At 63.5% G+C, this 23,739-nt stretch carries 24 protein-coding genes; 3 read left to right on the top strand and 21 right to left on the bottom strand.

Translation table 11 applies throughout. The features are described 5' to 3' along the window. Nucleotides 1-13: 13 nt before the first annotated feature. Nucleotides 14-1,252 (bottom strand): acyl-CoA dehydrogenase family protein, encoded by a 1,239-nt coding sequence (locus ACN0X7_RS10185; protein ID WP_417516788.1) that lies wholly within the window; start codon nucleotides 1,250-1,252, stop codon nucleotides 14-16. Between the two features lie 118 nt (nucleotides 1,253-1,370). Between ACN0X7_RS10185 and ACN0X7_RS10190 the strand changes: the two genes are divergently transcribed. Both ACN0X7_RS10190 and ACN0X7_RS10195 read left to right on the top strand, forming a co-directional pair. Further along, nucleotides 1,371-2,273, top strand: coding sequence for a DMT family transporter (locus ACN0X7_RS10190; RefSeq protein WP_417516790.1), 903 nt, complete (start codon nucleotides 1,371-1,373; stop codon nucleotides 2,271-2,273). Continuing rightward, nucleotides 2,270-2,950, top strand: a complete 681-nt coding sequence (locus ACN0X7_RS10195) for a 2OG-Fe(II) oxygenase (RefSeq protein ID WP_417516792.1) — start codon at nucleotides 2,270-2,272, stop codon at nucleotides 2,948-2,950. Before ACN0X7_RS10190 ends, ACN0X7_RS10195 begins: the two co-directional genes overlap by 4 nt. A 14-nt stretch (nucleotides 2,951-2,964) precedes the next feature. Here ACN0X7_RS10195 and ACN0X7_RS10200 read toward each other — a convergent pair whose 3' ends face one another. The 6 genes from ACN0X7_RS10200 to ACN0X7_RS10225 all read right to left on the bottom strand — a co-directional run bounded on the left by ACN0X7_RS10200 (nucleotide 2,965) and on the right by ACN0X7_RS10225 (nucleotide 8,441). Continuing rightward, nucleotides 2,965-3,201 carry a hypothetical protein gene (locus ACN0X7_RS10200; protein ID WP_417516794.1) on the bottom strand — a complete coding sequence of 79 codons (237 nt, stop codon included), beginning with the start codon at nucleotides 3,199-3,201 and terminating at the stop codon, nucleotides 2,965-2,967. Nucleotides 3,202-3,338: 137 nt separating this feature from the next. Then, on the bottom strand, nucleotides 3,339-3,971 hold the full coding sequence (locus tag ACN0X7_RS10205; protein WP_417516796.1) for a MarC family protein: 633 nt from the start codon (nucleotides 3,969-3,971) through the stop codon (nucleotides 3,339-3,341). A gap of 25 nt (nucleotides 3,972-3,996) precedes the next feature. Next, on the bottom strand, nucleotides 3,997-6,309 hold the full coding sequence (locus tag ACN0X7_RS10210; protein WP_417516798.1) for a xanthine dehydrogenase family protein molybdopterin-binding subunit: 2,313 nt from the start codon (nucleotides 6,307-6,309) through the stop codon (nucleotides 3,997-3,999). A gap of 115 nt (nucleotides 6,310-6,424) precedes the next feature. Then, nucleotides 6,425-7,276, bottom strand: coding sequence for a carbon-nitrogen hydrolase family protein (locus ACN0X7_RS10215; RefSeq protein ID WP_417516800.1), 852 nt, complete (start codon nucleotides 7,274-7,276; stop codon nucleotides 6,425-6,427). After that, nucleotides 7,273-7,530 carry a glutaredoxin 3 gene (gene grxC, locus ACN0X7_RS10220; RefSeq protein ID WP_417516802.1) on the bottom strand — a complete coding sequence of 86 codons (258 nt, stop codon included), beginning with the start codon at nucleotides 7,528-7,530 and terminating at the stop codon, nucleotides 7,273-7,275. The genes ACN0X7_RS10215 and grxC overlap by 4 nt, the downstream gene beginning before the upstream one ends. A 38-nt stretch (nucleotides 7,531-7,568) precedes the next feature. Further along, on the bottom strand, nucleotides 7,569-8,441 hold the full coding sequence (locus ACN0X7_RS10225) for a ComF family protein (protein ID WP_417516804.1): 873 nt from the start codon (nucleotides 8,439-8,441) through the stop codon (nucleotides 7,569-7,571). A gap of 30 nt (nucleotides 8,442-8,471) precedes the next feature. Here ACN0X7_RS10225 and ACN0X7_RS10230 point away from each other — a divergent pair, with 30 nt between their 5' ends. Then, entirely contained in the window at nucleotides 8,472-9,266 is a 795-nt protein-coding gene (locus ACN0X7_RS10230) for a methyltransferase domain-containing protein (protein ID WP_417516806.1), read from the top strand. Nucleotides 9,267-9,280: 14 nt separating this feature from the next. Here ACN0X7_RS10230 and boxB read toward each other — a convergent pair whose 3' ends face one another. The 14 genes from boxB to urtA form a co-directional block, all read right to left on the bottom strand. After that, the gene (gene boxB, locus ACN0X7_RS10235; RefSeq protein ID WP_417516808.1) at nucleotides 9,281-10,729 is read right to left on the bottom strand and encodes a benzoyl-CoA 2,3-epoxidase subunit BoxB; all 1,449 of its coding nucleotides are present in this window, start codon (nucleotides 10,727-10,729) and stop codon (nucleotides 9,281-9,283) included. 39 nt (nucleotides 10,730-10,768) lie between these two features. Then, the gene (gene boxC / locus ACN0X7_RS10240; protein ID WP_417516810.1) at nucleotides 10,769-12,445 is read right to left on the bottom strand and encodes a 2,3-epoxybenzoyl-CoA dihydrolase; all 1,677 of its coding nucleotides are present in this window, start codon (nucleotides 12,443-12,445) and stop codon (nucleotides 10,769-10,771) included. Nucleotides 12,446-12,560: 115 nt separating this feature from the next. Then, nucleotides 12,561-13,175: an urease accessory protein UreG gene (gene ureG / locus ACN0X7_RS10245; RefSeq protein ID WP_417516812.1), complete on the bottom strand. Its 615-nt coding sequence runs from the start codon at nucleotides 13,173-13,175 to the stop codon at nucleotides 12,561-12,563. Beyond that, nucleotides 13,172-13,855 carry an urease accessory protein UreF gene (locus ACN0X7_RS10250; RefSeq protein WP_417516814.1) on the bottom strand — a complete coding sequence of 228 codons (684 nt, stop codon included), beginning with the start codon at nucleotides 13,853-13,855 and terminating at the stop codon, nucleotides 13,172-13,174. The genes ureG and ACN0X7_RS10250 overlap by 4 nt, the downstream gene beginning before the upstream one ends. A 196-nt stretch (nucleotides 13,856-14,051) precedes the next feature. Then, the gene (locus ACN0X7_RS10255) at nucleotides 14,052-14,510 is read right to left on the bottom strand and encodes an urease accessory protein UreE (protein ID WP_417516816.1); all 459 of its coding nucleotides are present in this window, start codon (nucleotides 14,508-14,510) and stop codon (nucleotides 14,052-14,054) included. A gap of 2 nt (nucleotides 14,511-14,512) precedes the next feature. Beyond that, a complete protein-coding gene (ureC, locus tag ACN0X7_RS10260; protein ID WP_417516818.1) occupies nucleotides 14,513-16,225 on the bottom strand; it encodes an urease subunit alpha in 1,713 nt (570 codons plus the stop codon). Beyond that, on the bottom strand, nucleotides 16,225-16,533 hold the full coding sequence (locus tag ACN0X7_RS10265; protein ID WP_417516820.1) for an urease subunit beta: 309 nt from the start codon (nucleotides 16,531-16,533) through the stop codon (nucleotides 16,225-16,227). Before ACN0X7_RS10265 ends, ureC begins: the two co-directional genes overlap by 1 nt. Nucleotides 16,534-16,690: 157 nt before the next feature. Continuing rightward, the gene (locus ACN0X7_RS10270) at nucleotides 16,691-16,993 is read right to left on the bottom strand and encodes an urease subunit gamma (RefSeq protein ID WP_417516822.1); all 303 of its coding nucleotides are present in this window, start codon (nucleotides 16,991-16,993) and stop codon (nucleotides 16,691-16,693) included. Between the two features lie 21 nt (nucleotides 16,994-17,014). Continuing rightward, nucleotides 17,015-17,863 carry an urease accessory protein UreD gene (locus tag ACN0X7_RS10275; RefSeq protein ID WP_417516824.1) on the bottom strand — a complete coding sequence of 283 codons (849 nt, stop codon included), beginning with the start codon at nucleotides 17,861-17,863 and terminating at the stop codon, nucleotides 17,015-17,017. Nucleotides 17,864-17,870: 7 nt separating this feature from the next. After that, nucleotides 17,871-18,566: an urea ABC transporter ATP-binding subunit UrtE gene (urtE, locus tag ACN0X7_RS10280; protein ID WP_417516826.1), complete on the bottom strand. Its 696-nt coding sequence runs from the start codon at nucleotides 18,564-18,566 to the stop codon at nucleotides 17,871-17,873. Nucleotides 18,567-18,723: 157 nt separating this feature from the next. Then, nucleotides 18,724-19,476: an urea ABC transporter ATP-binding protein UrtD gene (gene urtD, locus ACN0X7_RS10285; protein WP_417516828.1), complete on the bottom strand. Its 753-nt coding sequence runs from the start codon at nucleotides 19,474-19,476 to the stop codon at nucleotides 18,724-18,726. Nucleotides 19,477-19,480: 4 nt separating this feature from the next. After that, nucleotides 19,481-20,641, bottom strand: a complete 1,161-nt coding sequence (gene urtC / locus ACN0X7_RS10290; RefSeq protein ID WP_417517204.1) for an urea ABC transporter permease subunit UrtC — start codon at nucleotides 20,639-20,641, stop codon at nucleotides 19,481-19,483. Next, nucleotides 20,641-22,245: an urea ABC transporter permease subunit UrtB gene (gene urtB / locus ACN0X7_RS10295; RefSeq protein ID WP_417517206.1), complete on the bottom strand. Its 1,605-nt coding sequence runs from the start codon at nucleotides 22,243-22,245 to the stop codon at nucleotides 20,641-20,643. Before urtB ends, urtC begins: the two co-directional genes overlap by 1 nt. 140 nt (nucleotides 22,246-22,385) lie before the next feature. Next, entirely contained in the window at nucleotides 22,386-23,669 is a 1,284-nt protein-coding gene (urtA, locus tag ACN0X7_RS10300) for an urea ABC transporter substrate-binding protein (RefSeq protein WP_417516830.1), read from the bottom strand. Nucleotides 23,670-23,739: the final 70 nt, after the last annotated feature.

A 23,739-nucleotide genomic window follows, 5' to 3' on the forward strand; every position in this document is an offset into this window, starting at 1 on the left:
GGATTTCCCGAACCTAGTCCCTGAATTTCCTGAACAGTTCCGACGACACCTTCCGGATCTGGATTTCTTCCGTGCCCTCGGTGATGCGGTAGCGGCGGTGGTGGCGGTAGATGTGCTCGAACGGCTTGTAGCGGGTGTAGCCCATGCCGCCATGCACCTGCATCGCCCGGTCCGCCGCCTCGCAGACGAAGCGGTTGGCGCGGTAGTTCGCCATGGCGACCCAGTGCGTGACGCTCATGTGGTCGGTCTGGTCCAGGTGCCAGGCTGACTTGTAGACCAGATTGCGCAGCATCTCGGCCTCGGTATTGAGCTCGGCCAGCGGCCACTGGATCGCCTGGTTCTTCGACAGCGGCTGACCCCAGGTGACCCGGTTGTTCGCCCACTTCACTGCCTCATCGACGCAATATTGCCCGGCCCCGAGACTGGACGCTGCCTGACGGATGCGGTTCTCGTGGAAGAACGCTTGCATGCATTCCAGCCCCCGCCCCTCTTCGTGCAGGATCGCACTGTTCGGCACCCGGACGTCGCGGAAATGCACCTCGGCGTGATCCGAGGGCATGTTGAAGGTCCAGTGCATGTAGGCGATGTCCACGCCCGGTGTCTCGACCGGCACGATGAAGGCCGTGATGCCCATCGGTTCTCCGGGCGTGCCGGATGTGCGTGCGAAGACGACATCGTGACTGGCATTGGACATGCCGGAGTTCCAGCGTTTGGTGCCATTGATGACCCAGTCGTCGCCGTCGCGTTTCGCTTCGGTTTCCATGAAGGTCGCATCGGACCCGTGATTGGGCTCGGTGACGCCGAAAGCGACCCGCTTGCGGCCCGTGATCATGTCCTCGATGAACTCTTCCTTCTGGGCGTCGGTGCCGACGGCGCGGAAGATGTGCACGACGGGGAAGTTGCCGACGATCGAGCTTTCGTTTTGCAGGTCGTTGTGCAGTCCCAGACCCTTGTGCGCCAGATGCTCGCGGATGATGGCCATCCCCAGATTGGACCCGCCCGAACCGCCGACATCCTTCGGCAAAGCCCAGCGCAGATGGCCGGCCCTGTCGGCACGGTTCTTCATCTCGCGCAGCAGTTCTTCCCATTCTTCCTTCGGCGCGCCGCCGTTGTCCCAGTCGGTGCGTTCGTATTCGCGCCGATGGTCGAAGAATTTGATGTTCTCCTCTTCCAGCGGCTTGATCTCCTTCGCGATGAAGTCGTCGAGCACGACCAGATAGTCGCTGATGTCGTCCGGAATGTTGAAGTCCATGAAAGCATCCTCCCCAGGGCTTTGCCGAGTGTAGAGCCTTTCCGGCTTGCCCCACAAGAAACGGGAGGGGGGAATCGGCCGGGCGCGCTATCTGTAGCGTCCTGAAAGAGGAGACGGCATGGCATCGAAGCAAATGGGACCGGTCGAATGGGGCCTGCTGCTGGGCCTGAGCGCCCAGTGGAGCGCGACATTCTTCTTCGTCGAGATCGGGCTTCGGGAAGTCGGACCCTTCTGGCTGGTCTTCGGCCGGGTCGCCTTCGGTGCCGCAACGCTCTGGATCCTGGTGTTCGCAACCGGCGCAGTGCGGCCGAAGACCGCCAGGGATTGGCGCGACCTTGCCGTCATGGGTCTGCTGAACAACGCGATCCCCTTCACGTTGATCTTCTGGGGGCAGGTACATATTACTGCCGGACTCGCCTCGATCCTGAACGCGACGACACCGATCTTCGGCGTCATCGTCGCGCACCTGATGCTCGCCGACGAGAAGGCTTCCCCACTCAAGGGACTCGGCGTGCTGTTCGGACTGGCAGGGGTCGTCGTCCTGATCGGACCGGATGCGCTTGAGGGGCTGTCAGGCAGCCTTTGGGGGCAGATCGCGGTGATCGGCGCGGCCGTCTCCTATGCGCTCGCCGGCTCCTTCGGCCGGCGTCTGGGACGATTTGCGCCACCGGTTGCCGCCGCGGGCATGCTGACCTGCTCGACCGTGATGATGCTGCCCGTCGCCCTGATCGCCGAGGGCGTGCCGCAGGCCATGCCCGGCTGGGCAACCTGGGGCAGCATCGTCGTCCTGGGCGTTGCCGGGTCGGGGGTGGCCTACATTCTCTACTTCCAGATCCTGGAGCGGGCGGGCGCAACCAATCTGCTGCTGGTCACATTCCTGATCCCGCCGGGCGCGATCCTGCTGGGCGTGCTGTTTCTCGACGAGACCCTCATGATGTCCTCGATTCTGGGCCTTGTCCTGATCCTGATCGGGCTGGCCTGTGTAGATGGACGGATATTCCGGCGGAAGGTGCGAACATGATCGACTGGCAAACCATTCGGGCGAATCTGGACGCGCGCGGCTTCGCCGTCAGCACCTCTGTCCTGTCTGCCGACACGTGTGAAGAAATCGCAGCCACCTATCAGGACCGATCGTTGTTCCGCAGCCGCGTGATCATGCGCAGGCACGGTTTCGGCGACGGCGAGTATCAGTATTTCACCTATCCCCTGCCCGATCCGGTCCAGCGCCTGCGCGAAACGGCATATCCGGAACTGGCACCGCTGGCCAACCTCTGGGCCGGACGGATGGGCCTGGACCGGTCCTTTCCCGTGCGGCATGACGACTATCTGGAGACATGTCATGCGTCAGGCCAGCAGAAGCCGACGCCACTGGTCCTGAAATACGTGGAGGGCGACTACAACCGCCTGCATCAGGATCTCTATGGCGACCTGTATTTCCCGATCCAGATGGCCGTGCTGCTCAGCGACACGTCCAGCTTCACCGGCGGGCAGTTCGTGCTGTCGGAGACGCGCCCGCGCATGCAGACACGCGCCGAGGTCATCGATCTGAAACAGGGCGATGCCGTGTTCTTTGCCGTGAACCAGCGTCCGGTGCCATCAGCCCGCGGCTACAGCCGGGTGACGATGCGGCACGGGGTATCGACGGTCCGGTCGGGCCATCGCATGACGCTGGGCGTCATCTTCCACGACGCCCGTTGAACGCCTGTCGGGCGTTACCGGCGCGGGCGGCGTGCTGTCCGCATCGTGCCGATGCTGTCGGCGGTCACCGACTGATCCAGGCGATTGAAAGTCTCGATCATCGTGCGGAACTGTTCCTCGGGCGTGTTGGCCTCGGCCTCGCGCTTCTTCCGGCGGCGCCTGACGCGATCAAGACCGACCAGAACCGCAAACGCCAGCAGCATCAGCGCGCCACCGGCCATCGCCATCAGATCTGGGTTCCAGACGAACACGTCGTGCCATCCCGGGTGGTGAACAGTTACCGCCGGAACCTATCGCGATGATGGCCCGGACCGCAACACGACAGGGATCACATCGCCGACCCGCCGTGATCGGACCGGCCATCGTTTCGTCGCGCGTGTGACCGCCCTCACGCGGGCAGAAACGTGTTGGCGATGCCATCGAAGACCAGTTGCACCGCAAGCGCGGCCAGGATGACCCCGAGGATTCGTCCGATGGTCTGCGCCACCGTGTCCCCGACCAGCCGCATGATCGGACCGACGGCAAGAAAGATAATCAGACAGATCAGAAGCACGGCCCCCGCCGCACCCAGAACGGAAACCTGGGCGGCAGCATCCCCCGTCGCCCCCTTCATGTAGAGCATGATGGTCGCGATCGCGCCCGGCCCCGCCATCATCGGGATCGCCATCGGAAAGACCGAGATGTCATTCGCCGGAGCGGTGTGTTTTTCCTTGTAGTCGTCAGTCCGCTTCTCGCGCCGTTCCGTCCGCTTCTCGAAGATCATGTCCAGCGCGATCATGAACAGCAGGATTCCGCCTGCGGTCCGGAACGCATCCAGACTGATCCCCATCGCACCCAGCAGATAGGCGCCGCCATAGGCGAAACCCGCGAGGATCATCGCAGCGATGACCGTCGACTTGACGGCCATCGCGATCCTGTGTCGCCGGGTCGTGCCCTCGGTCAGGGTCGCGAAGACCGGTGCAATGCCGATCGGATCGATGATGACGAAGAACGTCACCAGTGCCGGGACGAAGGGTTCCATTACAGAACGCCGTCCCGGCCCGGCATCACTTCGCGGCCTGTATCGCGCGCCAGACCGCCTGCGGCGTTGCGGGCATGTCGATTTCCTTCACGCCGTAGTCCGAAAGCGCATCGATGATGCCGTTGACCAGCGCGGGCGGGCCCGCGACGCAGCCGGCCTCACCGCAGCCCTTGGTGCCCAGCATGTTCGACTTGCAGGGCACTTCCTCGCGGTGGAAGGCGATGTTCGGCAGGTCATAGGCGCGCGGCATGGCGTAATCCATGAACGAACCGCCCAGCATCTGGCCGTCATCGTCGAAATAGCCATGTTCCAGCATGGCCTGTCCGACACCCTGCGCGATGCCGCCGTGCACCTGGCTTTCCACGAACAGCGGATTCACCACGCGACCGAAATCGTCGACCACTGTCCAGCTCACGATGTCGGTAACGCCGGTTTCCGGATCGACCTCGACCTCGCAGACATGGCAACCGTTCGGATAGGTGATCGGATTGAACTTGGCGGTCTCGCGGGTATCCAGCGTCTCGATCTGACCGGCCAGCGCCATGGACTTGGCTTCCTCGGCCAGATCGATGATGTCGATCCGGCGATCCGTGCCTGCGACCTCGAAGGTGCCGTCATTGAACTCGATATCGATCGCGTTGGTCTCGAACAGCTGCGCCGCAGCCGCCTTGCCCTTCTCGATCACCGTGTCGGACATGGCGTTGATCGCGGTCCCGGTGGATACCAGCGAGCGCGATCCGCCCGTGCCGCCGCCCGTCGGGATGGCGTCGGTATCTCCCATCACGATCTTGATCTTCTCGGCATCGATGCCCAGCCGGTCGCAGATCAGCTGCGTGAAGGCGGTCTCGTGGCCCTGGCCGTTCGACTGCGTGCCGACCAGCACGGTCACCATGCCGCCCTCTTCGAAACGGATGGCCGCGGATTCCTCGGGCATGCCCGCCGTCGCCTCGACGTAGTAGCAGATGCCGCGCCCGCGCTTCAGGCCCCGTGCCTCGGTCTCGGCCTTGCGGGCGTCGAACCCGTCCCAGTCGGCCTCCTTCAGCGCGCGCTCCATGATCATCTTGAACTCACCGGAATCGTAGGTTTCGCCGGTCGAGGTCTTGTAGGGCAACTGTTCCGGCGCAATGAAGTTGCGGCGGCGGACCTCGTCGGCGCCCAGCCCGGTTTCCATGGCAATCCGATTGACCAGACGTTCGATCAGATAGATCGCTTCCGGACGGCCCGCGCCGCGATAGGCGTCGACCGGGGTCGTATTGCTCAGCACCCCGTGCACGTTCAGATACATGACCGGGATGTCATAAACGCCGCACAGCACCTTTGCGTGAGCTGCCGTCGGGATCAGGCAGGACATGGTGGACAGGTAGCCGCCCAGATTGGCGGTCGTATGCACCTTCAGCCCCAGGAACTTGGCGTTCTCGTCGATGGCCATCTCGGCCCAGGACCAGTGATCGCGGCCCTGCGTGTCGGTCAGGAAGGCTTCCTGACGGTCCGATGTCCAGCGCACGGGACGCTTGAGCTTGCGCGCCGCGAACGACGACAGGATGTGCTCGGGATAGAAGAACAGCTTCATGCCGAAGCCACCGCCCACGTCCGGCGTCACGACCCGGATCTGGTCTTCCTCCATGCCCAGGCAGCCGGCCAGCTGGCGCTTGATGCCCCAGCCGCCCTGCGTCGGCGTGTACAGCGTGATCTTGTCGGCATCGGCGTCATAGTCAGCAATGGCGACACGGGCCTCCATCGAGTTCGCAACAACGCGCTGATTGATGACTTCGACGCGCACGGTCCTGTGGGCTTTCGCGAAGGCTTCCTCGGTCCCGGCCTCGTCGCCGTTCTCGAAATCGAAGACCATGTTGCCCGGTGCCTCGTCGTGCAGTTGCGGCGCACCGTCCTGCTTGGCCTTGCGCGCATCGGAAACGGCGTCCAGCGCATCATAGTCGACCATCACCATTTCAGCCGCATCGCGGGCCTGGGCCAGTGTCTCGGCAACCACGAAGGCCACGCCGTCGCCGACGTGACGAACCTTGTCGTGGGCCAGCGCGAAATGCGGCGGCTCGGCACGTTTGGAGCCATCCCGGTTGGTCACCGGCCAGAGGCTCGGCAGCCCCTTGACGCCCGCATCCTGCAGATCGGCACCGGTGATGATGTCCAGCACGCCGGGCATGCCCTTCGCCTCCTCGACATCGACCGAAACGATCTTCGCATGGGCGTAGGGCGAACGAACCACGACAGCATAGGTCTGGTCTTCAAAAGCCAGATCGTCCGAATAGCTGCCGGTGCCCGTGATGAAACGGATATCCTCTACGCGGCGAACCGCCTGCGCGACACCAAACTTGGTCATGTGCCCCTCCCACGAAACCTGCCGATGCGGCAGTCAGAAACAAGAAAAAGGCCCCGCCTGCAGCGGGACCGATCTGGAAACAAGATTAAAGCCCGGGGGCCAATTGGCAAGTGCGCTACTCAGCCGCCGCTGCCGCGTCCGGCGCATGCAGCGTGTAGGTCCTGTCATTGGAGAGCGACGGCACGGACTGGCGCGCCTTCGCAACCCTGGCCATGTCCAGTTCCGCCGTCACATAGCCCGGCTGCTCCCCGCCGTCGGCCAGCACCTTGCCCCAGGGATCGACGATCAGCGAATGGCCATAGGTATGCCGCCCGCCGTCATGCTCGCCCACCTGTGCCGCGGCGATGACGAAACATCCGTTCTCGATGGCGCGCGACCGCAGCAGAACGTGCCAGTGCGCCGCGCCGGTTTCCGCCGTGAAGGCCGACGGCATGGTCAGGATATCGGCGCCGGCCTTGGCCAGATCGCGGTACAGGTGCGGGAACCGCATATCATAGCAGATGGTCATGCCCAGCCGCCCGAACGGCAGATCGACGACGTTCACATGCTCGCCCGGTCGGTAGGCGCGGGATTCGGTGAACTTCTGGCCCGACGGCAGTTCCACGTCGAACATGTGGATCTTGTCATAGCGATTGGCGATGGCCCCGTCCGGCGCAAGCAGGAACGACCGGTTGACCAGCCGCTCGTCCGCTTCGCCGCGCAGGGCCAGCGAACCGATGTTCAGCCAGACACCCAGCTTCGCGGCGAGGTCGCGATAGGCGGAAAGCGTGGGATCGTCGGCTTCCGCGTGGGTGTTCGCCATCGTGTCCTGACGACGCCTGAAGATGAAGTTCGACACCTCGGGCGTCTGGATGAAGGTCGCGCCATCGGCGGCCGCAGCCTCGATCCAGCCGGTACACGCTGCCAGATTGGCTTTCCAGTCGGTGCCGGTGTTCGGCTGGATACAGGCGGCGGTGACGGTCGTCATGCGTTCTGCAGCAACGGATCCAGCGTGCCCGCGCTGTCCATGGCCGCCAGATCATCGAAGCCACCGACATGGGTGTCGCCGATGAAGATCTGCGGGACCGTGCGCCGGCCCGACCGCTTGATCATCTCGTCGCGCTTGCCCGCCGTGAACATGATATCGATCTCTTCGTAGGAAACGCCCTTGCCATCCAGCAGCTTCTTGGCGCGGTAGCAGTAGGGGCAGAGACCTGTCGTGTACATTTCGACCTTGGACATGAGCTTCAATCGACCCTTTTTTGTTTGACCCATGACATTTAGTGCACCTGGCCGCTTCGGACAACGCGTGCGATCACAAGCACGCTGACCGTCGCCGCGCCCGCCAGCTTCAGCACGCGCGCGCAGGCTTCCACCGTTGCGCCGGTCGTGTAGACATCGTCGACCAGCACCACGTGGCGTTCGGCGATCGCAGTCCGGTATCGGTCGTTCAGTGCGAAGGCACCGCGCACGTTCCGGCGCCGGGCCGTCGCGCTCAGCCCGCCCTGGGTCCGCGTCTGCCGCTTCCGGATCAGCAGATCGGGGATGCTTGCCAGGGCGTCGCGCCGGGCCACGGCTGCGGACATCAGTCCTGACTGGTTGTAGCGGCGGTGCCAAAGGCGGCGCGGATGCAGCGGCACGGGGGCGACAAGGTCTGCCGAGCCCAGAAAATCACGTCCGGCCCGGATCAGCAGGTTCGCCAGACCGTCGGCCATGTCCGTGCGGTCGCCATGCTTGAACTTCAGCAGCGCCGACCGGAGCGGCTCGTCATAGTGAACCGCCGCGCGGCAATGATCGAACGAGGGCGGTACGGCGACACACAGGCCGCAGACCCGGCCTGCTTCCGCCTCGAACTCGAAGGGCCGCCCGCAGGAGACGCACATCGGATCCGCAATGAACACGCTGTCGCCGAAGCAGGAGCCGCACAGGCGCGCCGGATCGGCCATCGGCGCACCGCAGCCGAAGCATTGTGCAGGCAGCAGCAGATCCAGCGCCTGCCGTCCGAATGTGGAAAACGCGCCCATGGCCGAAAGTGTGGCATCGCCGTCCGCGCGGTGCCATATCTTTCGCCCATGAGCGACAGCATCGACATCTTCGACCGCAGATTGCATCGGCGAAACCGTGACCGCGCCGCCGGGGGCTTTGCCGACCACGACTTCCTGTTCCGGGAGATCGCGGATCGCATGGCAGACAGGCTGCTGGATGTGAACCGTTCGTTCGATCTCGCCCTGGTTCCGGGCGGCAGGGCCCCTCTGCCCGCTGGGCTGATCGGGCAGCAGGGACGGATCGGCCATGCCGTGACGATGGATCTGTCGCTGCGATTTGCGCGGAACGGCATCGTCGCCGACGAAGCCTTCCTGCCGTTCGCGGCGCAGAGCTTCGACCTGATCTTCAGCCCGCTGGCCCTGCACTGGGTGAACGATCTGCCGGGTGCCCTGATCCAGTTGCGCCGGGCGCTGAAACCCGATGGCCTGCTGCTCGCCGCGATGTTCGGTGGCGGCACGCTGATCGAACTCCGCCAGTGCCTGATGGCAGCCGAACTGGAGATCGAGGGCGGCGCCAGCCCCCGCGTCTCCCCCTTCGCCGAACTGGGCGACGCATCGGGCCTGCTGCAGCGCGCGGGGTTCGCATTGCCTGTCGCGGACATGGACACGATCACGGTGACCTATGCGCACCCGCTGAAGCTGCTGGCCGACCTGCGCGGCATGGGCGAACAGAACGCCGTCATCGAGCGCCGCAGAACCTTCCTGCGGCGTGCTACGCTGCTGCGGGCCATGGAAATCTACGTCGAGCGGTTCGGCATGGCCGACGGCCGCGTACCCGCGACCTTCGAGATCATCTATCTGACGGGCTGGTCCCCGCACGAGAGCCAGCAGAAGCCGCTCCGGCCAGGCGAGGCGTCACTGAGGCTCGCAGACGCGCTGGGCTCGGACGAAGTCGGGGCAGGCGAAACAGTCCGCCCGCCCCGAAAACCTTAGCAGTTCTTCTGCGATCAGGAATCGTGCAGCTGCACGTACTCGAACTCGCCGGGGCGGTTGTTGATGCCGCGGCGCGGCGGGGCGATCCAGCCGGCGTATTCGCCGGGTTCGGTGACCGGCACCATCAGGGATTTGACGAATTCGCCGTCTTCCGCTGTCGGCAACCATTCGTCGCGCTTGGCGTCCCATTCTTCCTTGGAGATGATCTTGCCTTCAGGTGAAACCGGAACATTGGCAAAGAAGCCTATGTTTCTGTTGAATCCTTCATGCGGCATGGTCAGTTCGAAATCGACGCCGGCCTTGCTGATGATCCGGTTCCAGCGCGTCACGCCGATGGCGGCATCCCGGCTGTAATCGTCGCGCAGACGCATGTTGATGGCCGAAAGGGCCGGCAGGTCCTTCACGACGATCTGGCCGTCGACGATCTGGCTGACGGGATAGGTTGCATCCTTCAGCCTGTGATCATCGTCGATCCTGTTCTCCATGAAGCGGCCCTTCAGGCCTGCATTGAAGGCGTTCGCCGCATTGGTCGAGACCTCCTGCCCGAACAGGTCGAGCGACAGCGTGTAGTGCAGGTTCAGCTTCCGCTGGATCGTCGGCAGATCAATCACGCCGAGCGCCCGGATCTTCTCGACATCATGGGGATCGCTGATGCCCGCATCGACCATCGCATCGACGGTCCGCTGAATGACGCGCCCCACGCCTGTCTCGCCCACGAACATGTGGTGCGCTTCCTCGGTCAGCATGAATCGGGTCGTCCGCGCCAGCGGGTCGAAGCCCGACTGCGCCAGCGATTCCAGCTGCATCTTGCCGTCACGGTCGGTGAAATAGGTGAACATGAACAGCGACAGCCAGTCGGGCGTTTCCTCATTGAAGGCCCCCAGCATGCGCGGCGCATCCTGGTCGCCCGAACGGCGGCGCAGCAGATCGTCGGCTTCCTCGCGCCCGTCGCGCCCGAAGTATTTCTGCAGCAGGTAGACCATCGCCCATAGGTGACGCCCCTCCTCCACATTGATCTGGAACAGGTTGCGCATGTCATAAAGCGACGGCGCGGTCTTGCCGAGGTGACGCTGCTGTTCGACGGATGCGGGCTCGGTGTCGCCCTGGATGACGATCAGACGGCGCAGCATGGCGCGATATTCGCCCGGCACCTCGTTCCAGACCGGCTCTCCCATATGCTCGCCGAAACCGATCGTGCGGCCCTCGACTTCGGGTGCCAGAAGGATACCCCAGCGGTATTCGGGCATTTTCACATAGTCGAACTTGGCCCACCCCTTCGGATCGACCCCGACGGCGGTGCGCAGATAGACCGGCACATCCTGAAAGCCTTCCGGCCCCAGGTCCTTCCACCAGTCGATGTAGCCCGGGTGCCATTTCTCCAGCGCCTTCAGCACCTTGCGATCCTCGGAGAGACCGACATTGTTCGGAATGAGGGTATCGTAGCTGACGTTCATCTCGCCCATGGGATTGTCCTTTCAGCCGTCAGGTTTCAGTTCGACGCCTTACACGCGCCGCATGTCATATTCGCCGCGCTGGCCGGAGCCATAACGTTGCAGCGCGCCCGCTTCGCCGACGGCGTTCGGGCGCTGGAAGATCCAGTTCTGCCAGGCGGTCAGCCGCCCGAAGATCCGCGTCTCCATGGTTTCGGGTCCGGGGAAGCGCAGATTGGCCTCCATGCCGGTCATCGCATCGGGCGAGAAGCTGGCGCGTTCCTCGATGAACATGCGCACTTCATCGTCCCAGTCGATATCGTCCAGGGCCTGGGTGATCAGGCCAAGATCATCTGCCTGCTCTGCCTCAAGCGCTTCGCCCGCAGTATCCTTCGCCCTGTCGACGGCTTCGGGCTCGCCCAGAAACCGGGTCTGAAGACGGGTCAGATCATTCGACATCGGAAACGGGCCGAAATTCGACCTTGTCAGCGTGATCGTCGCGACGGGCCGGTTGTCGCCCTCGAACTCGTCCAGCATCATGTAGCTGCGATCGACGGCAAACAGGATCTCGGCCAGCACGCCCGCAAAGCACGAGCCATGCTCGACCATGGCGACCAGCGAGCGGGAGGTCATGTCGATCCGTTTCAGCACACGTTTCCAGTACAGCAGGATCTCGTTCGCCAGCCAGTCGTCGGCATTGTCGTGCAGCAGTTTCTCATGGGCGACCAGCTTCCCGGGATCGCCCTGCGACTTGAAGATGATGACGCCGGTTTCCAGTTCGTTCAGACGCAGGTGCAGGATCGCGTCATCCAGCTCGCGGGCCAGTTTCAGCAGGTACCCGTCCGCGCCCTGCCCGTGCAGTTCGTCCACCGAAGTGGGCGCATCGTCGTCCGGTCCGGACAAGGTGATCGTCGCGACGCCGGCGTCGCGGTCCAGCGCAACCTCGACCAGCGAATAGGTCACGGAGCCGTCCTCCGAAATCGTGCGCTCCAGCGGGGTCAGTTCGATGCCCTTCGCGTTACGGTCGCGGGATGACTTCTCCGCGAACTCGGCTGCACGCTCCGCCACCGTCTCGTCGAACACCGAGTTGCGGACCACCTCGTCGACCAGCCGCCAGTCTTTCGCACGCTGACCGCGCACGCCTTCTTCCGTCGAACAGAAGATATCGGCACGGTCACGCCGCACCTTGCGCTTGTCGGTGACGCGGGTCAGGCCACCGGTGCCCGGCAAAACCGCCAGCAGCGGCACCTCGGGCAGGGCGACCGAGGACGCGCCGTCGTCGGTCAGCATGATATAGTCGCATGCCAGCGCCAGTTCATAGCCGCCGCCCGCGCAGGCGCCCTTCACGGCACAGATGTAATGCTGCCCGCTTTCCTCACCTGCTGCTTCAAAGGTATTCCGTGTCTCATTGGTAAACTTACAGAAATTTACCTTGTGGGCGTGTGCCGCACCGGCGAGCATGCGGATGTTCGCACCGGCGCAGAACACCTTGTCCTTGGCGGACTGCATGACGACGGCACGCACTTCGGGATGCTCGAAACGCATGCGCTGAACGATGTCCGCAAGCTCGATATCGACGCCCAGATCGTAGGAATTCAGCTTGAGCTCATAGCCCTCGAAAAGCCCGCCATTCTCGTCGACGTCCATGAACAGCCGCGCCACCGGCCCGTCATATTCGACTTTCCAATGACGATACCTGGACGGATCAGTCCGGAAATCGATCTGCTTGGCACTGCTTCCGTTACCCAAGGCGCATCCTCCAGAGGGTTATCCCTTCTTCTGGAGATGCATTATAATGCGTTTTCTCAAATGCACAAGCCGCCGGCGACGAATGCAACATTCTGCATTCGGTCGCGCCGGACGGCTACAGGCCGCCCTTCGCGATCACGAAATCCCGGATCGTTTCCACGCCCACGCCGGACTTGATCCGGGTGAAAACGAAAGGCCGGTCTTTCCGCTGTGCCTTCGCATCGCGGTCCATGCGCGACAGGTCTGCGCCGACCAGTTCGGCCAGATCGGTCTTGTTGATGATCAGCATGTCCGAGCGTGTGATGCCCGGCCCGCCCTTGGCCGGAATCTTGTCGCCCGCCGAAACATCGATGACGTACAGCGTGATATCGGCGAGTTCCGGGCTGAAGGTCGCGGCAAGATTGTCGCCACCGCTTTCGATCAGGATAACATCCAGATCCGGGAAGCGCCGCCACATGTCGGACACCGCTGCCAGATTGATGGATGCGTCCTCGCGGATCGCGGTGTGCGGACATCCGCCGGTCTCGACGCCCATGATCCGCTCCGCCGGCAGCGCGCCGGTCCGGGTCAGGATCTCGGCATCTTCCTTGGTGTAGATGTCGTTGGTGATGGCGGCGACCGAATAGTCGCGGCTCAACTCGCGCGACAACTGTTCCATCAGGGCTGTTTTGCCGGACCCGACCGGGCCGCCGATGCCGATCCGCAGCGGACCGTTGGGTGATGTCGTCATGAGCGGAAAAGCCTCGTTCTCTGGGTTTCATGTTGCATGGATTTCAGATCGGCCATGAATGTCATGGTGGAGATGCCGTCGAGGGGCGTGACCAGCGCCGTCGCCGCGACCTTCGGGATCAGCGGTTCCAGCGCACTGGTCAGCAGCAGGCCGTCGGTCTGTCCCAGCGGCACCAGCCGGACAGTCGCCGAGATCAGGTTGGCGGCATAGGCGTGCAGGTAGGCGACGGCAGCCTCCGTCAGCGGTACACCGTGCCCCGCCGCGGTGACACCGACCGCCACCGGATAGGCGATTGCGCCATCATGACGGACGCGCAGCAGATCCGTTGCTTCGGTTGGCCAGGCTGAATCGACGGCTTTCAGGAAGGCAGCACCTTGCGATTCCGTTTCAAGCGCCAGTTCCGACGTCGCGGACAGCGCCTCGGCCATCTCCGCGACGTCCACCAGAAGATCGTCATCCTCGTTCACGACGGCACGCCACGCGTGGATCATCAGGACCGCGTCCATGCGGCCTGCCCCCTGTGCCACCATGTCGGTGATCCAGATGCCCGCGCTCGCTCGATCCTTGATGTCGCCATCCTCGACGGCGGTTTCCAGACCGTGGCTGTAGGTGTAGGCGCCGACAGGAAAGCTCGGCGACAGCCAGCTCATCAGTCTCAAAAGGGCTGTGTTCTCAGGCATGTTTTCTCCCCGTTTCGGTCCCCGATGCGGATTTTTCGTCTGCACCAGTAGCAATATTGATCCCGGAGGGTCATGCCCGCCCTCGCGCGGGCATCCGGCGAACTTCGAGATTTGCGGCAAAGCCGCCCCGGATCCCCGCGCGAGGGCGGGGATGACCCCTGTTCGATTGATGCGATCAGTTCAACATCTGCTCTTCTCAGTGGCTGTGGTGGTGGACCGGTCCGGCCCCATAGGCACCGCTCTCGGGATCGAAGGCGGCAACCACCTCGGATGTCCGACCGCCCAGTCCCTTGACCATCTGCTCGATCACATGGTCCGCACGGATGCGGAGACGGTCACCGAGCAACTGCGTCGGCAAATGGCGATTGCCCAGATGCCAGGTAATCCGCACCAGATGCGCGGTATCGTCCGCCCTGATTTCCAGCAGTCGCTCTTCCGCCGCACGCACCAGAACAATCTGGCCGCCGGTGAGCTTCAATCCGTCGCCATCCCGGATCGACGGCACCTCGGGCAGATCCAGCAGAAAAGATGTCCCCCCCTCACCTTCCAGCGCCAGCCGACGCCGGCGCCTGTCCTCCAGATCGATGGTCACCCGATCGACAACGGAAGCCGCATCGAAGGACCCGCGCTCCAGTACTTCATGGCTTTTCAACATGATCAGAACAGGAAGTACCGCTGCGCCATGGGCAGCACTTCGGCCGGTTCGCAGGTCAGCAGTTCGCCGTTCGCGCGCACCTCATAGGTTTCAGGATGCACCTCGATCTCGGGCATCATGTCGTTGAGCACCATCGACTTCTTGCCGATGCCGCCGCGCGTGTTCTCGATGGCGACGAGTTCCTTCGACAGGCCGAGCGACTCCCCGACACCGGCATGCAGCGCGACCTTCGAGACAAAGGTAACCGATGAATGCTGCATGGACTTGCCGAACGATCCGAACATCGGGCGGTAGTGGACGGGTTGCGGCGTCGGGATCGAGGCATTGGGATCCCCCATCAGCGCCGCCGCGATCGTGCCGCTCTTCAGGATCAGGTCCGGTTTGACACCGAAGAAGGCCGGCGACCAGACCACCAGATCGGCCAGCTTGCCCGGTTCCACGGACCCGATGTGTTTCGACATGCCGTGCGCGATGGCCGGATTGATGGTGTATTTGGCGATATAGCGGCGGACACGGAAATTGTCGTTGTCGCCGGTCTCCTCGGGCAGCGGCCCGCGCTGCTTCTTCATCTTGTCGGCGGTCTGCCAGGTGCGGATGATCACCTCGCCCACACGGCCCATGGCCTGACTGTCGGAGGCGATGATCGAGAAGGCACCCATGTCGTGCAGAATGTCTTCTGCGGCAATGGTCTCGCGCCGGATGCGGCTTTCGGCGAAGGCCACGTCCTCGGGGATGTTCGGGTCGAGGTGATGACAGACCATCAGCATATCCAGATGCTCATCCACCGTGTTGACCGTGAAAGGCCGCGTCGGGTTGGTCGAGGACGGGATCACATTGGGTTCGCCGCAGACCTTGATGATGTCCGGCGCATGTCCGCCACCCGCGCCCTCGGTGTGGAAGGCGTGGATGGTGCGGCCCTTGAAGCTGGCCACCGTGTTCTCGACGAAGCCGCTCTCGTTCAGCGTGTCGGTGTGGATCATCACCTGCACATCCATCGCGTCGGCGACGGACAGGCAGCAGTCGATGGCCGCAGGCGTGGTGCCCCAGTCCTCGTGCAGCTTCATCGACGACGCACCGGCCATGACCATTTCTTCCAGCGCCTTCGGCGTCGAGGCGTTGCCCTTGCCCGACAGTCCCAGATTCACCGGGAAACTGTCGAAGGCCTGCAGCATACGTCCGATGTGCCAGGGGCCAGGCGTGCAGGTGGTGGCGTTCGTGCCCGTCGCTGGACCGGTGCCGCCGCCCAGCATGGTTGTGACCCCGCTTGTCAGCGCTTCCTCCATCAGTTGCGGACAGATGAAGTGGATATGTGCGTCGAAGCCGCCAGCGGTGATGATCTTGCCCTCACCGGCGATGGCTTCGGTGCCGGGACCGACGATGATGTCCACGCCCGGCTGGGTATCCGGATTACCGGCCTTGCCAACGCCCGCGATGCGACCGTCCTTGATGCCGATGTCGGCCTTGATGATGCCGGTATGATCGACGATCAGCGCGTTTGTGATCACCGTATCGACGGCCCCCTCGGCACGGCTGACCTGCGACTGGCCCATGCCGTCGCGGATCACCTTGCCGCCACCGAACTTCACTTCCTCGCCGTAGATCGTGCGGTCTTCCTCGACCTCGATGAACAGTTCCGTGTCGGCGAGACGCACCTTGTCCCCGACGGTCGGGCCGAACATGTCGGCATAGGTCTCGCGTCCAATGCGATAGGCCATCAGTCCAGTGCCCCCATGATCTTTCCGTTGAAGCCAAACACCTTCCGGGCACCGCTCAGCGGCACCAGTGTCACGTCGCGGCTCTGGCCCGGTTCGAAACGCACCGCCGTTCCGGCGGGAATGTCGAGACGCATCCCGCGCGCTGCGTTGCGGTCGAAGTCGAGCCCCGGATTGGTCTCGGCGAAATGATAGTGACTGCCGACCTGCACGGGCCGGTCGCCGGTGTTCGCGACCTTCAGAGTGACGGTCTCGGCACCTTCGTTCAGCACGATCTCGCCGGGCTTGATGATATATTCACCTGGGATCATGACTGTTCTCCAACCGTTGAACGCCGCATGCCAGAGAAGGCCATGCCCGCCTTGCGCGGGCATCCGGCAAAACCATGGTCTCGCGGCAAAGCCGCTCCGGCTCCCCGCATGAAGCGGGGATGACCCGCTGAGTTCGATCGAACCATCTTCTGCACCCTCATCGAATGGGCTCATGAACGGTGACCAGCTTGGTCCCGTCGGGGAACGTGGCCTCGACCTGCACGTCGTGGATCATCTCGGCGATGCCTTCCATGACCTGATCGCGGGTGATCACCTTCGCGCCGTCCGCCATCAGGTCAGCGACCGAGCGTCCGTCCCGTGCGCCTTCGACCACGTAGTCGCTGATCAGCGCGATGGCTTCCGGGTAGTTCAGCTTCACGCCGCGCTCCAGCCGCCGCCGCGCGACCATCGCCGCGACCGAGATCAGCAGCTTGTCCTTTTCCCTCGGGGTGAGGTTCATGTCGGTCTCCCTCCCTCTTCGTCAGATCTGGAACACGCGGGGCAACCGCCCGGCGCGTCCGAAAGCCAGTTCGCGCAGAACCGGAATAATTCTCGCGATCAGGTCGCGCAGCGAGTCGCCGTCCTTGGCAATCAAACGCCCGGTGACCAGGCCTTTCATCAGGCTGGCGCCGCCGGATGTGCCTGCGATATCGCGTACTGCATCCAGCATGGCCTTCGGGTCGGTGACCTGCGCCAGGATCGTCGCATAGGCGCCCGCGCCATCCAGCACCGCGGGACGGGCGATCTGCGCCGCCAGATCACCTTCGAGGCGGAACGGGTCACGATAGATCAGACGCGTCCCGCGATAGATGCGCCAGTCGTCGTCGATCAGCCCGCTGGCGACAGTCTCCCCCATCGCCTTGCGTCCCAGCACCATGCTTTCGACGGCGAGAAACCGGCTGTCATCCTGCAGATGAACCGCCGTCCGGCGCAGGAACCGGCCCTGATCGAAAAGGATCATCTCCTGCGGCAGCCATTCGGCGGACGCGCGCGCGGCGACGTTCAGTGTATTGGTGATATGCGCCGCATCACCTGTGCTGCGATAGATGCGCTCGGCTGCCTGTGTCGAGATGCAGGCATCCGCGTCCGCCCCCCATGTCACTTCGGTCGAAACCCTGTCGCCACCCGTCAGGCCGCCGGCCGTATTGATCAGCACGGCTGTCTTCGGTTCGTCGCCATAGACTTTCGGCAGGCGCGCCTTCATACATCCGCGCTGATGGAGATCGGCCAGCGCCGCCCGCTCACCGACCCCCAGGAAGGCGAGACGGACAGCGCCGACCGACCGCGGCAGCCCCGGACTGCCTGCCTGCTGGACCGGGGCTGCCGACATCGCCGGCTCAGACCGTGAGATGGCGTCGAACATCGTCCTCATCCATCTCGTCGGCCTTGCCGGAAAGCACAATCTCTCCACGATCCATGACGTGGAACGTGTCGGCCAGATCGCGTGCGAACTCGAAATACTGTTCGACCAGCAGGATCGCCATGTCACCCCGGTCGCGCAGCAGTTTGATGACCTCGCCGATGTCCTGGATGATCGACGGCTGGATGCCCTCGGTCGGCTCGTCCAGCAGCAGTACCTTCGGGCGGGTGACCAGCGCACGGGCGATGGCAAGCTGTTGCTGCTGTCCGCCCGACAGGTCGCCGCCGCGACGGCCCAGCATGCTCTTCAGCACCGGGAAAAGGTCGAACAGATCTTCAGGCACGTTGCGCTGGGCCCGGGGCAGACAGGCATAGCCGGTTTCCAGGTTTTCCCGCACCGTCAGCAAGGGAAAGATTTCCCGGCCCTGAGGCACGATGGCGATGCCGGCACGGGCGCGCTCGAACGGCTTCATCGAGGTAATGGCGCGCTCGTCGAGCGTGATGGCGCCCGAACTGACGGATTGCTGTCCGGCGATGGCCGCAAGTGTCGAGGTCTTGCCGACGCCGTTGCGGCCCATCAGACAGGTCACCTTGCCCGGCTCGGCCGCCAGCGAGACACCCCAGAGCGCCTGAGAAGCGCCGTAGGAGAGACTGATGTCGGATACGGTCAGCATCTCGAATCTACCTTCCTACGAACTTCGTCATCCCAGCCGCCGCGCAGCGGCGCGCGGGGATCGGGTTCAAAAAATGGCTGGTTCAGCCCGATCCCCGTGTTTCGCTTGCGCAAAAACGGGGATGACGCTGGCCAGATGGTCGGGGAAATTATCATCATCACCTCCCCAGATAGACTTCGATGACGCGTTCATTCGCGCTGACGGCATCCAGCGATCCTTCCGCCAGCACCGATCCCTCGTGCAGCACCGTAACCCGGACATCCAGATCGCGCACGAAGGTCATGTCGTGTTCGACCACGACGACGGCTGCATTCTCTGCAATGTCCTTCAGCAGCTTTGCCGTCTCCGCCGTCTCGTCGTCGGTCATGCCCGCCGCCGGCTCGTCGACCAGCAGCAGCTTCGGCTCCTGCGCCAACAGCATGCCGATCTCCAGCCACTGCTTCTGCCCGTGGCTGAGCGACCCGGCCAGCATGTCCGCGTGATCCCCCAGCCGCGTGATCGCCAGGATCTCGTCGATCCGCGCCATCGACTGTGTGTTTCGCCGCCAGAAAAGCGTGGCCCGGACCGACCGGTCCGACTTCAGCGCCAGTTCCAGATTGTCGTAGACGGTCTGGGTCTCGAACACCGTCGGCTTCTGGAATTTCCGCCCGATGCCCAGCTCCGCGATCGCCGCTTCGTCATGCCGGGTCAGGTCGATGCTGCCTTCGAAGAAGATGTCGCCCTTGTCAGGCCGGGTCTTGCCCGTGATGACGTCCATCATCGTGGTCTTGCCTGCCCCGTTCGGGCCGATGATCGCGCGCATCTCGCCCTTGGCCAGCACCAGCGAAAGATCGTTCAGCGCCTTGAAGCCGTCGAAGGAGACGCTGACCCCGTCGAGATAAAGCGTGCTGTCTGTCAGTTCGACTGCCATCGCCCTAGGCCTCCGCCGGTGGGTTGGTGGAGACCTTCTGGACGCCCGGATCGGGACCCGGATCCTGTCCGCGCTTGCGTGCACCCCACACGCCCTCCAGCACACCGACGATCCCCTTCGGCATGAACAGGGTGACAAAGACGAACAGGGCACCGAGCGCAAACAGCCATATCTCGGGGAAGGCACCGGTCAGCCACGTCTTCGCGTAGTTGACGATGATCGCACCGACGATGGCTCCGTACAGCGTACCGCGCCCGCCGACAGCCACCCAGATGACGATCTCGATGGAGATGGCCGGGGTGAACTCGGAGGGGTTGATGATGCCGACCTGGGGCACGTAGAGCGCGCCGCCGACACCGGCCATGCAGGCCGACAACACGAACACCGCCAGCTTGTAGCGGTCGACCCGGTATCCCAGGAATCGCGTTCGGCTTTCTGCATCCCGGATGGCGGTGATGACCTTGCCGTATTTCGACCGAACCACCGCCTTGCAGATCAGGAACCCGAGCGAAAGCGCGATGGCTGACGCGATCAGCAGTCCGACGCGCGTGCCGTCATCCTGCAGGTCGAAACCCAGGATGTCCTTGAAATCGGTCAGCCCGTTGTTGCCGCCGAAACCCATGTTGTTGCGGAAGAAGGCCAGCATCAGGGCAAAGGTCATGGCCTGCGTGATGATCGACAGGTAAACGCCCGTCACCCGGCTGCGGAAGGCGAACCAGCCGAAGATGAAGGCCAGCAGGCCAGGCACCAGAATCACCATGATCGCGGCGAACCAGAACATGTCGAAGCCGTACCAGTACCAGGGCAGCGCGTCCCAGTTGAGGAACACCATGAAGTCCGGCAGGTCCGGGTTCCCGTATACGCCGCGTTCGCCGATCTGACGCATCAGATACATGCCCATGGCATAGCCGCCGAGCGCGAAGAACGCGCCGTGCCCGAGGCTGAGGATCCCGCAGTAACCCCAGATCAGATCGACCGACAGCGCCAGCAGCGCATAGGTCAGATACTTGCCGATCAGGGCGACCATGTAGGTCGGCGCGTGCAGCGCATGCCCGGCCGGCAACAGCTGGTTGGACAGGCCGATCAGGATCACGATGCCCAGCAGCGCACCCAGGAAGATCATGCCGCCACGGTCGAACGCGCGGAATACGAAACCCTGCATCATCATTGTTCCACCGCCCGGCCCTTAAGCGCGAACAGGCCGCGCGGGCGCTTCTGAATGAACAGGATGATGAAGACCAGCACGAAGATCTTGGCCAGCACGGCACCTGTGAAGGGTTCCAGGAACTTGTTGGCGACGCCCAGGCTCATGGCCGCGACCAGTGTGCCCCAGAGGTTTCCGACACCGCCGAACACCACCACCATGAAGCTGTCGATGATGTAGGACTGTCCCAGATTCGGACTGACGTTGTCGATCTGGCTGAGCGCCACGCCGGCGATCCCGGCAATACCCGACCCTAGGCCGAACGTCATGGCGTCAACCCAGTCGGTGCGCACGCCCATCGATGCCGCCATGCGCCGGTTCTGGGTCACGGCGCGCATCTGCAGGCCCAGCGGCGTCTTGCGCAGCACCAGCATCAGCGTGAACAGCACCACCAGCGCGAAGACGATGATCCAGATCCGGTTGTAGGTCAGCGTCATCTCGCCAAGCTGCATGGCACCCGACATGAAGTCCGGATTGCCGACCTCCTGATTGGTCGGTCCGAAGACCGATCGCACGGCCTGCTGCAGAATCAGGCTGACGCCCCAGGTCGCCAGCAGCGTCTCCAGCGGACGACCGTAAAGGTAGCGGATGATACCCCGCTCCATTGCGACGCCGACGCTGCCCGACACCAGAAAGGCCAGCGGGATTGCGATAAGCAGCGAGAACTCGAAGGCGCCGGGCATGTTGTGGCGGATGATCTCCTGTACCACGAAGGTGGTATAGGCCCCCAGCATGACCATCTCGCCGTGCGCCATGTTGATCACGCCCATCACGCCGAAGGTGATGGCCAGTCCGATGGCCGCCATCAGCAACACCGATCCGAGGCTGATGCCGTAGTAGATGTTCTGGGCCATGGCCCAGAGTTCCAGCCGCTCCTCAATCAGATCCGCGGCCTTGTCCGCCGCTGCCTGCACCGCCGGAGGCGTGTCGTCGTGAATGGCGCGCAGCAGCGAAAGCGCATCCCTGCCACCCCGATCCGCCAGCGCTTCGATCGCGGCGATCTTGGTGGCCGCGTCCAGGTCGGAGAGCAGCACCGACGCGGCACGGGCCTCGATCATCGCGTCGCGGACGCCGTCGTCCGTCTCGGCCTCGATCGCCGCATCCAGCGTTGCGATCGCACCGGGGTCCGGGCTCTTGAACAGGGACTGGGCGGCCGCCTGGCGGACCCTCGCATCGGGGGACCGCAGCGTCAGCGATCCCATGGCACCGCGAATGGCGCGGCGCAGGCTGTTGTTGATGCCGATCTTCCTGGCCGCGCGCTTGCCGACATTCTCGACCAGTTCACCCGTCAGCGGATCCAGCAGGTCCACGCCCTTGTCGGCATCGCGTGCAATGAAGACCTTGTCGTCGGACTTGCGGTAGTAGAGGTCGCCGTCGTTGAGTGCGGTCAGCACATCGGCGGCCCGGGTATCGCCGGTCGCGGCGATGGCATTCACCGTCTGCTCAAGCGCGGCGTAATCCCTGGTATTCAGTTGATCGATCAGCCCGGAAAGATCGTCGGCGCGCGCCTCAAGTGCGGGCAGGCAGAGGCAGATGCCGACAATCAGGGCGAGGATGCGGGCCATCATGGGCCTGTCTCGCTTCGTGTCTGGGGGTCAGTAACGGGTTGTGCGGGTAAGACCGGCCGGAAGACCAGGTCAAGGCAGCGGCAGCAAGCGAACCTCCCTCCCCCGGGGTTGAGCCGGGAGAGGGAGATCCGGTCAGATCACGAACCGGGTTCGTACTTCGGCTTCTCACAGCCACCGCAAACCCACGGATAGGTCCAGTCGGCCGTCAGCTTGGCGCTTTCCGGGATGTAGTCGGACCAGGCGTCGCCCTTGACGACACCCTCGGTCGACCAGACGGTCTGGAACTGGCCGTCATCCTGAATCTCGCCGATCAGTACCGGCTTGGACAGGTGATGGTTGGTGTTCATCACCGCCGTGCCACCGGTAAGGTTCGGCACGGTCTGGCCGTACATCGCCTGACGGACGGCATCCACATCGGTCGTGCCGGCCTGTTCGACCGCCTGCACCCACATCTTGAAGCCGATGTAATGCGCTTCCATCGGATCGTTGGTCACACGGTCCTCGGAACCGATAAACGCCTGCCATTTCTCGATGAAGGCGTCATTGGCCGCATTGTCGACGGACATGAAGTAGTTCCATGCGGCCAGATGGCCGACCAGCGGAGCCGTATCGATACCGGCGAGTTCTTCCTCACCGACCGAGAAGGCCACGACCGGAATGTCCTCGGCCTTGATGCCCTGGTTGCCCAGTTCCTTGTAGAACGGCACGTTGGCGTCGCCATTGATGGTGGAAACAACCGCCGTCTTTTTGCCGGCAGAACCGAACGCCTTGATGTCGGCGACGATCGTCTGCCAGTCGGCATGACCGAACGGCGTGTAGTTGATCATGATGTCTTCGGCGGCGACGCCCTTGGCCTTCAGATAGGCTTCAAGGATCTTGTTGGTCGTGCGCGGATAGACATAGTCGGTGCCGGCCAGAACCCAGCGCTCGACCTTCTCGTTCTTCATCAGGTAATCCACAGCCGGGATCGCCTGCTGGTTCGGGGCCGCACCGGTATAGAAGACGTTGCGTGAGCTTTCCTCACCTTCGTACTGGACCGGGTAGAACAGCATGCTGTTCAGTTCCTCGAAGACCGGCAGGACCGATTTCCGCGACACGCTGGTCCAGCAACCGAAAACGACATCGACCTTGTTCACTTCGATCAGTTCACGCGCCTTCTCGGCGAACAGCGGCCAGTTCGACGCCGGGTCGACCACGACGGCCTCCAGCTGCTTGCCCAGCAGACCGCCCTTCTTGTTCTGATCCTCGATCAGCATCAGCATGACGTCCTTCAGCGTCGTCTCGCTGATCGCCATCGTGCCCGAGAGCGAATGAAGCACGCCCACCTTGATCGTGTCGGCGGCCTGAACCGCACTTGCGGCCAGACCGACCGCCAATGCGGCACCTGCTGCCAGCGTCTTCACCTTATTCAATCCCAACATCGTCTCTCCACCTCCTGTGACCGACGGGGTAACCCGCCAACCATTCCAAGAGACGTGCCAAGGCAAAAAT

It is taken from the genome of Minwuia sp. (assembly GCF_048263705.1).
Classification (GTDB): Bacteria; Pseudomonadota; Alphaproteobacteria; order Minwuiales; family Minwuiaceae; genus Minwuia.

Coding starts and splice junctions, on each gene's coding strand:
- ACN0X7_RS10185 (WP_417516788.1), bottom strand. CDS start 1,252: ATGGACTTCAACATTCCGGACGACATCAGCGACTATCTGGTCGTGCTC.
- ACN0X7_RS10190 (WP_417516790.1), top strand. CDS start 1,371: ATGGCATCGAAGCAAATGGGACCGGTCGAATGGGGCCTGCTGCTGGGC.
- ACN0X7_RS10195 (WP_417516792.1), top strand. CDS start 2,270: ATGATCGACTGGCAAACCATTCGGGCGAATCTGGACGCGCGCGGCTTC.
- ACN0X7_RS10205 (WP_417516796.1), bottom strand. CDS start 3,971: ATGGAACCCTTCGTCCCGGCACTGGTGACGTTCTTCGTCATCATCGAT.
- ACN0X7_RS10210 (WP_417516798.1), bottom strand. CDS start 6,309: ATGACCAAGTTTGGTGTCGCGCAGGCGGTTCGCCGCGTAGAGGATATC.
- ACN0X7_RS10215 (WP_417516800.1), bottom strand. CDS start 7,276: ATGACGACCGTCACCGCCGCCTGTATCCAGCCGAACACCGGCACCGAC.
- grxC (WP_417516802.1), bottom strand. CDS start 7,530: ATGTCCAAGGTCGAAATGTACACGACAGGTCTCTGCCCCTACTGCTAC.
- ACN0X7_RS10230 (WP_417516806.1), top strand. CDS start 8,472: ATGGCAGACAGGCTGCTGGATGTGAACCGTTCGTTCGATCTCGCCCTG.
- boxB (WP_417516808.1), bottom strand. CDS start 10,729: ATGGGCGAGATGAACGTCAGCTACGATACCCTCATTCCGAACAATGTC.
- ureG (WP_417516812.1), bottom strand. CDS start 13,175: ATGACGACATCACCCAACGGTCCGCTGCGGATCGGCATCGGCGGCCCG.
- ACN0X7_RS10250 (WP_417516814.1), bottom strand. CDS start 13,855: ATGCCTGAGAACACAGCCCTTTTGAGACTGATGAGCTGGCTGTCGCCG.
- ACN0X7_RS10255 (WP_417516816.1), bottom strand. CDS start 14,510: ATGTTGAAAAGCCATGAAGTACTGGAGCGCGGGTCCTTCGATGCGGCT.
- ureC (WP_417516818.1), bottom strand. CDS start 16,225: ATGGCCTATCGCATTGGACGCGAGACCTATGCCGACATGTTCGGCCCG.
- ACN0X7_RS10265 (WP_417516820.1), bottom strand. CDS start 16,533: ATGATCCCAGGTGAATATATCATCAAGCCCGGCGAGATCGTGCTGAAC.
- ACN0X7_RS10270 (WP_417516822.1), bottom strand. CDS start 16,993: ATGAACCTCACCCCGAGGGAAAAGGACAAGCTGCTGATCTCGGTCGCG.
- ACN0X7_RS10275 (WP_417516824.1), bottom strand. CDS start 17,863: ATGTCGGCAGCCCCGGTCCAGCAGGCAGGCAGTCCGGGGCTGCCGCGG.
- urtE (WP_417516826.1), bottom strand. CDS start 18,566: ATGCTGACCGTATCCGACATCAGTCTCTCCTACGGCGCTTCTCAGGCG.
- urtD (WP_417516828.1), bottom strand. CDS start 19,476: ATGGCAGTCGAACTGACAGACAGCACGCTTTATCTCGACGGGGTCAGC.
- urtC (WP_417517204.1), bottom strand. CDS start 20,641: ATGATGCAGGGTTTCGTATTCCGCGCGTTCGACCGTGGCGGCATGATC.
- urtB (WP_417517206.1), bottom strand. CDS start 22,245: ATGGCCCGCATCCTCGCCCTGATTGTCGGCATCTGCCTCTGCCTGCCC.
- urtA (WP_417516830.1), bottom strand. CDS start 23,669: ATGTTGGGATTGAATAAGGTGAAGACGCTGGCAGCAGGTGCCGCATTG.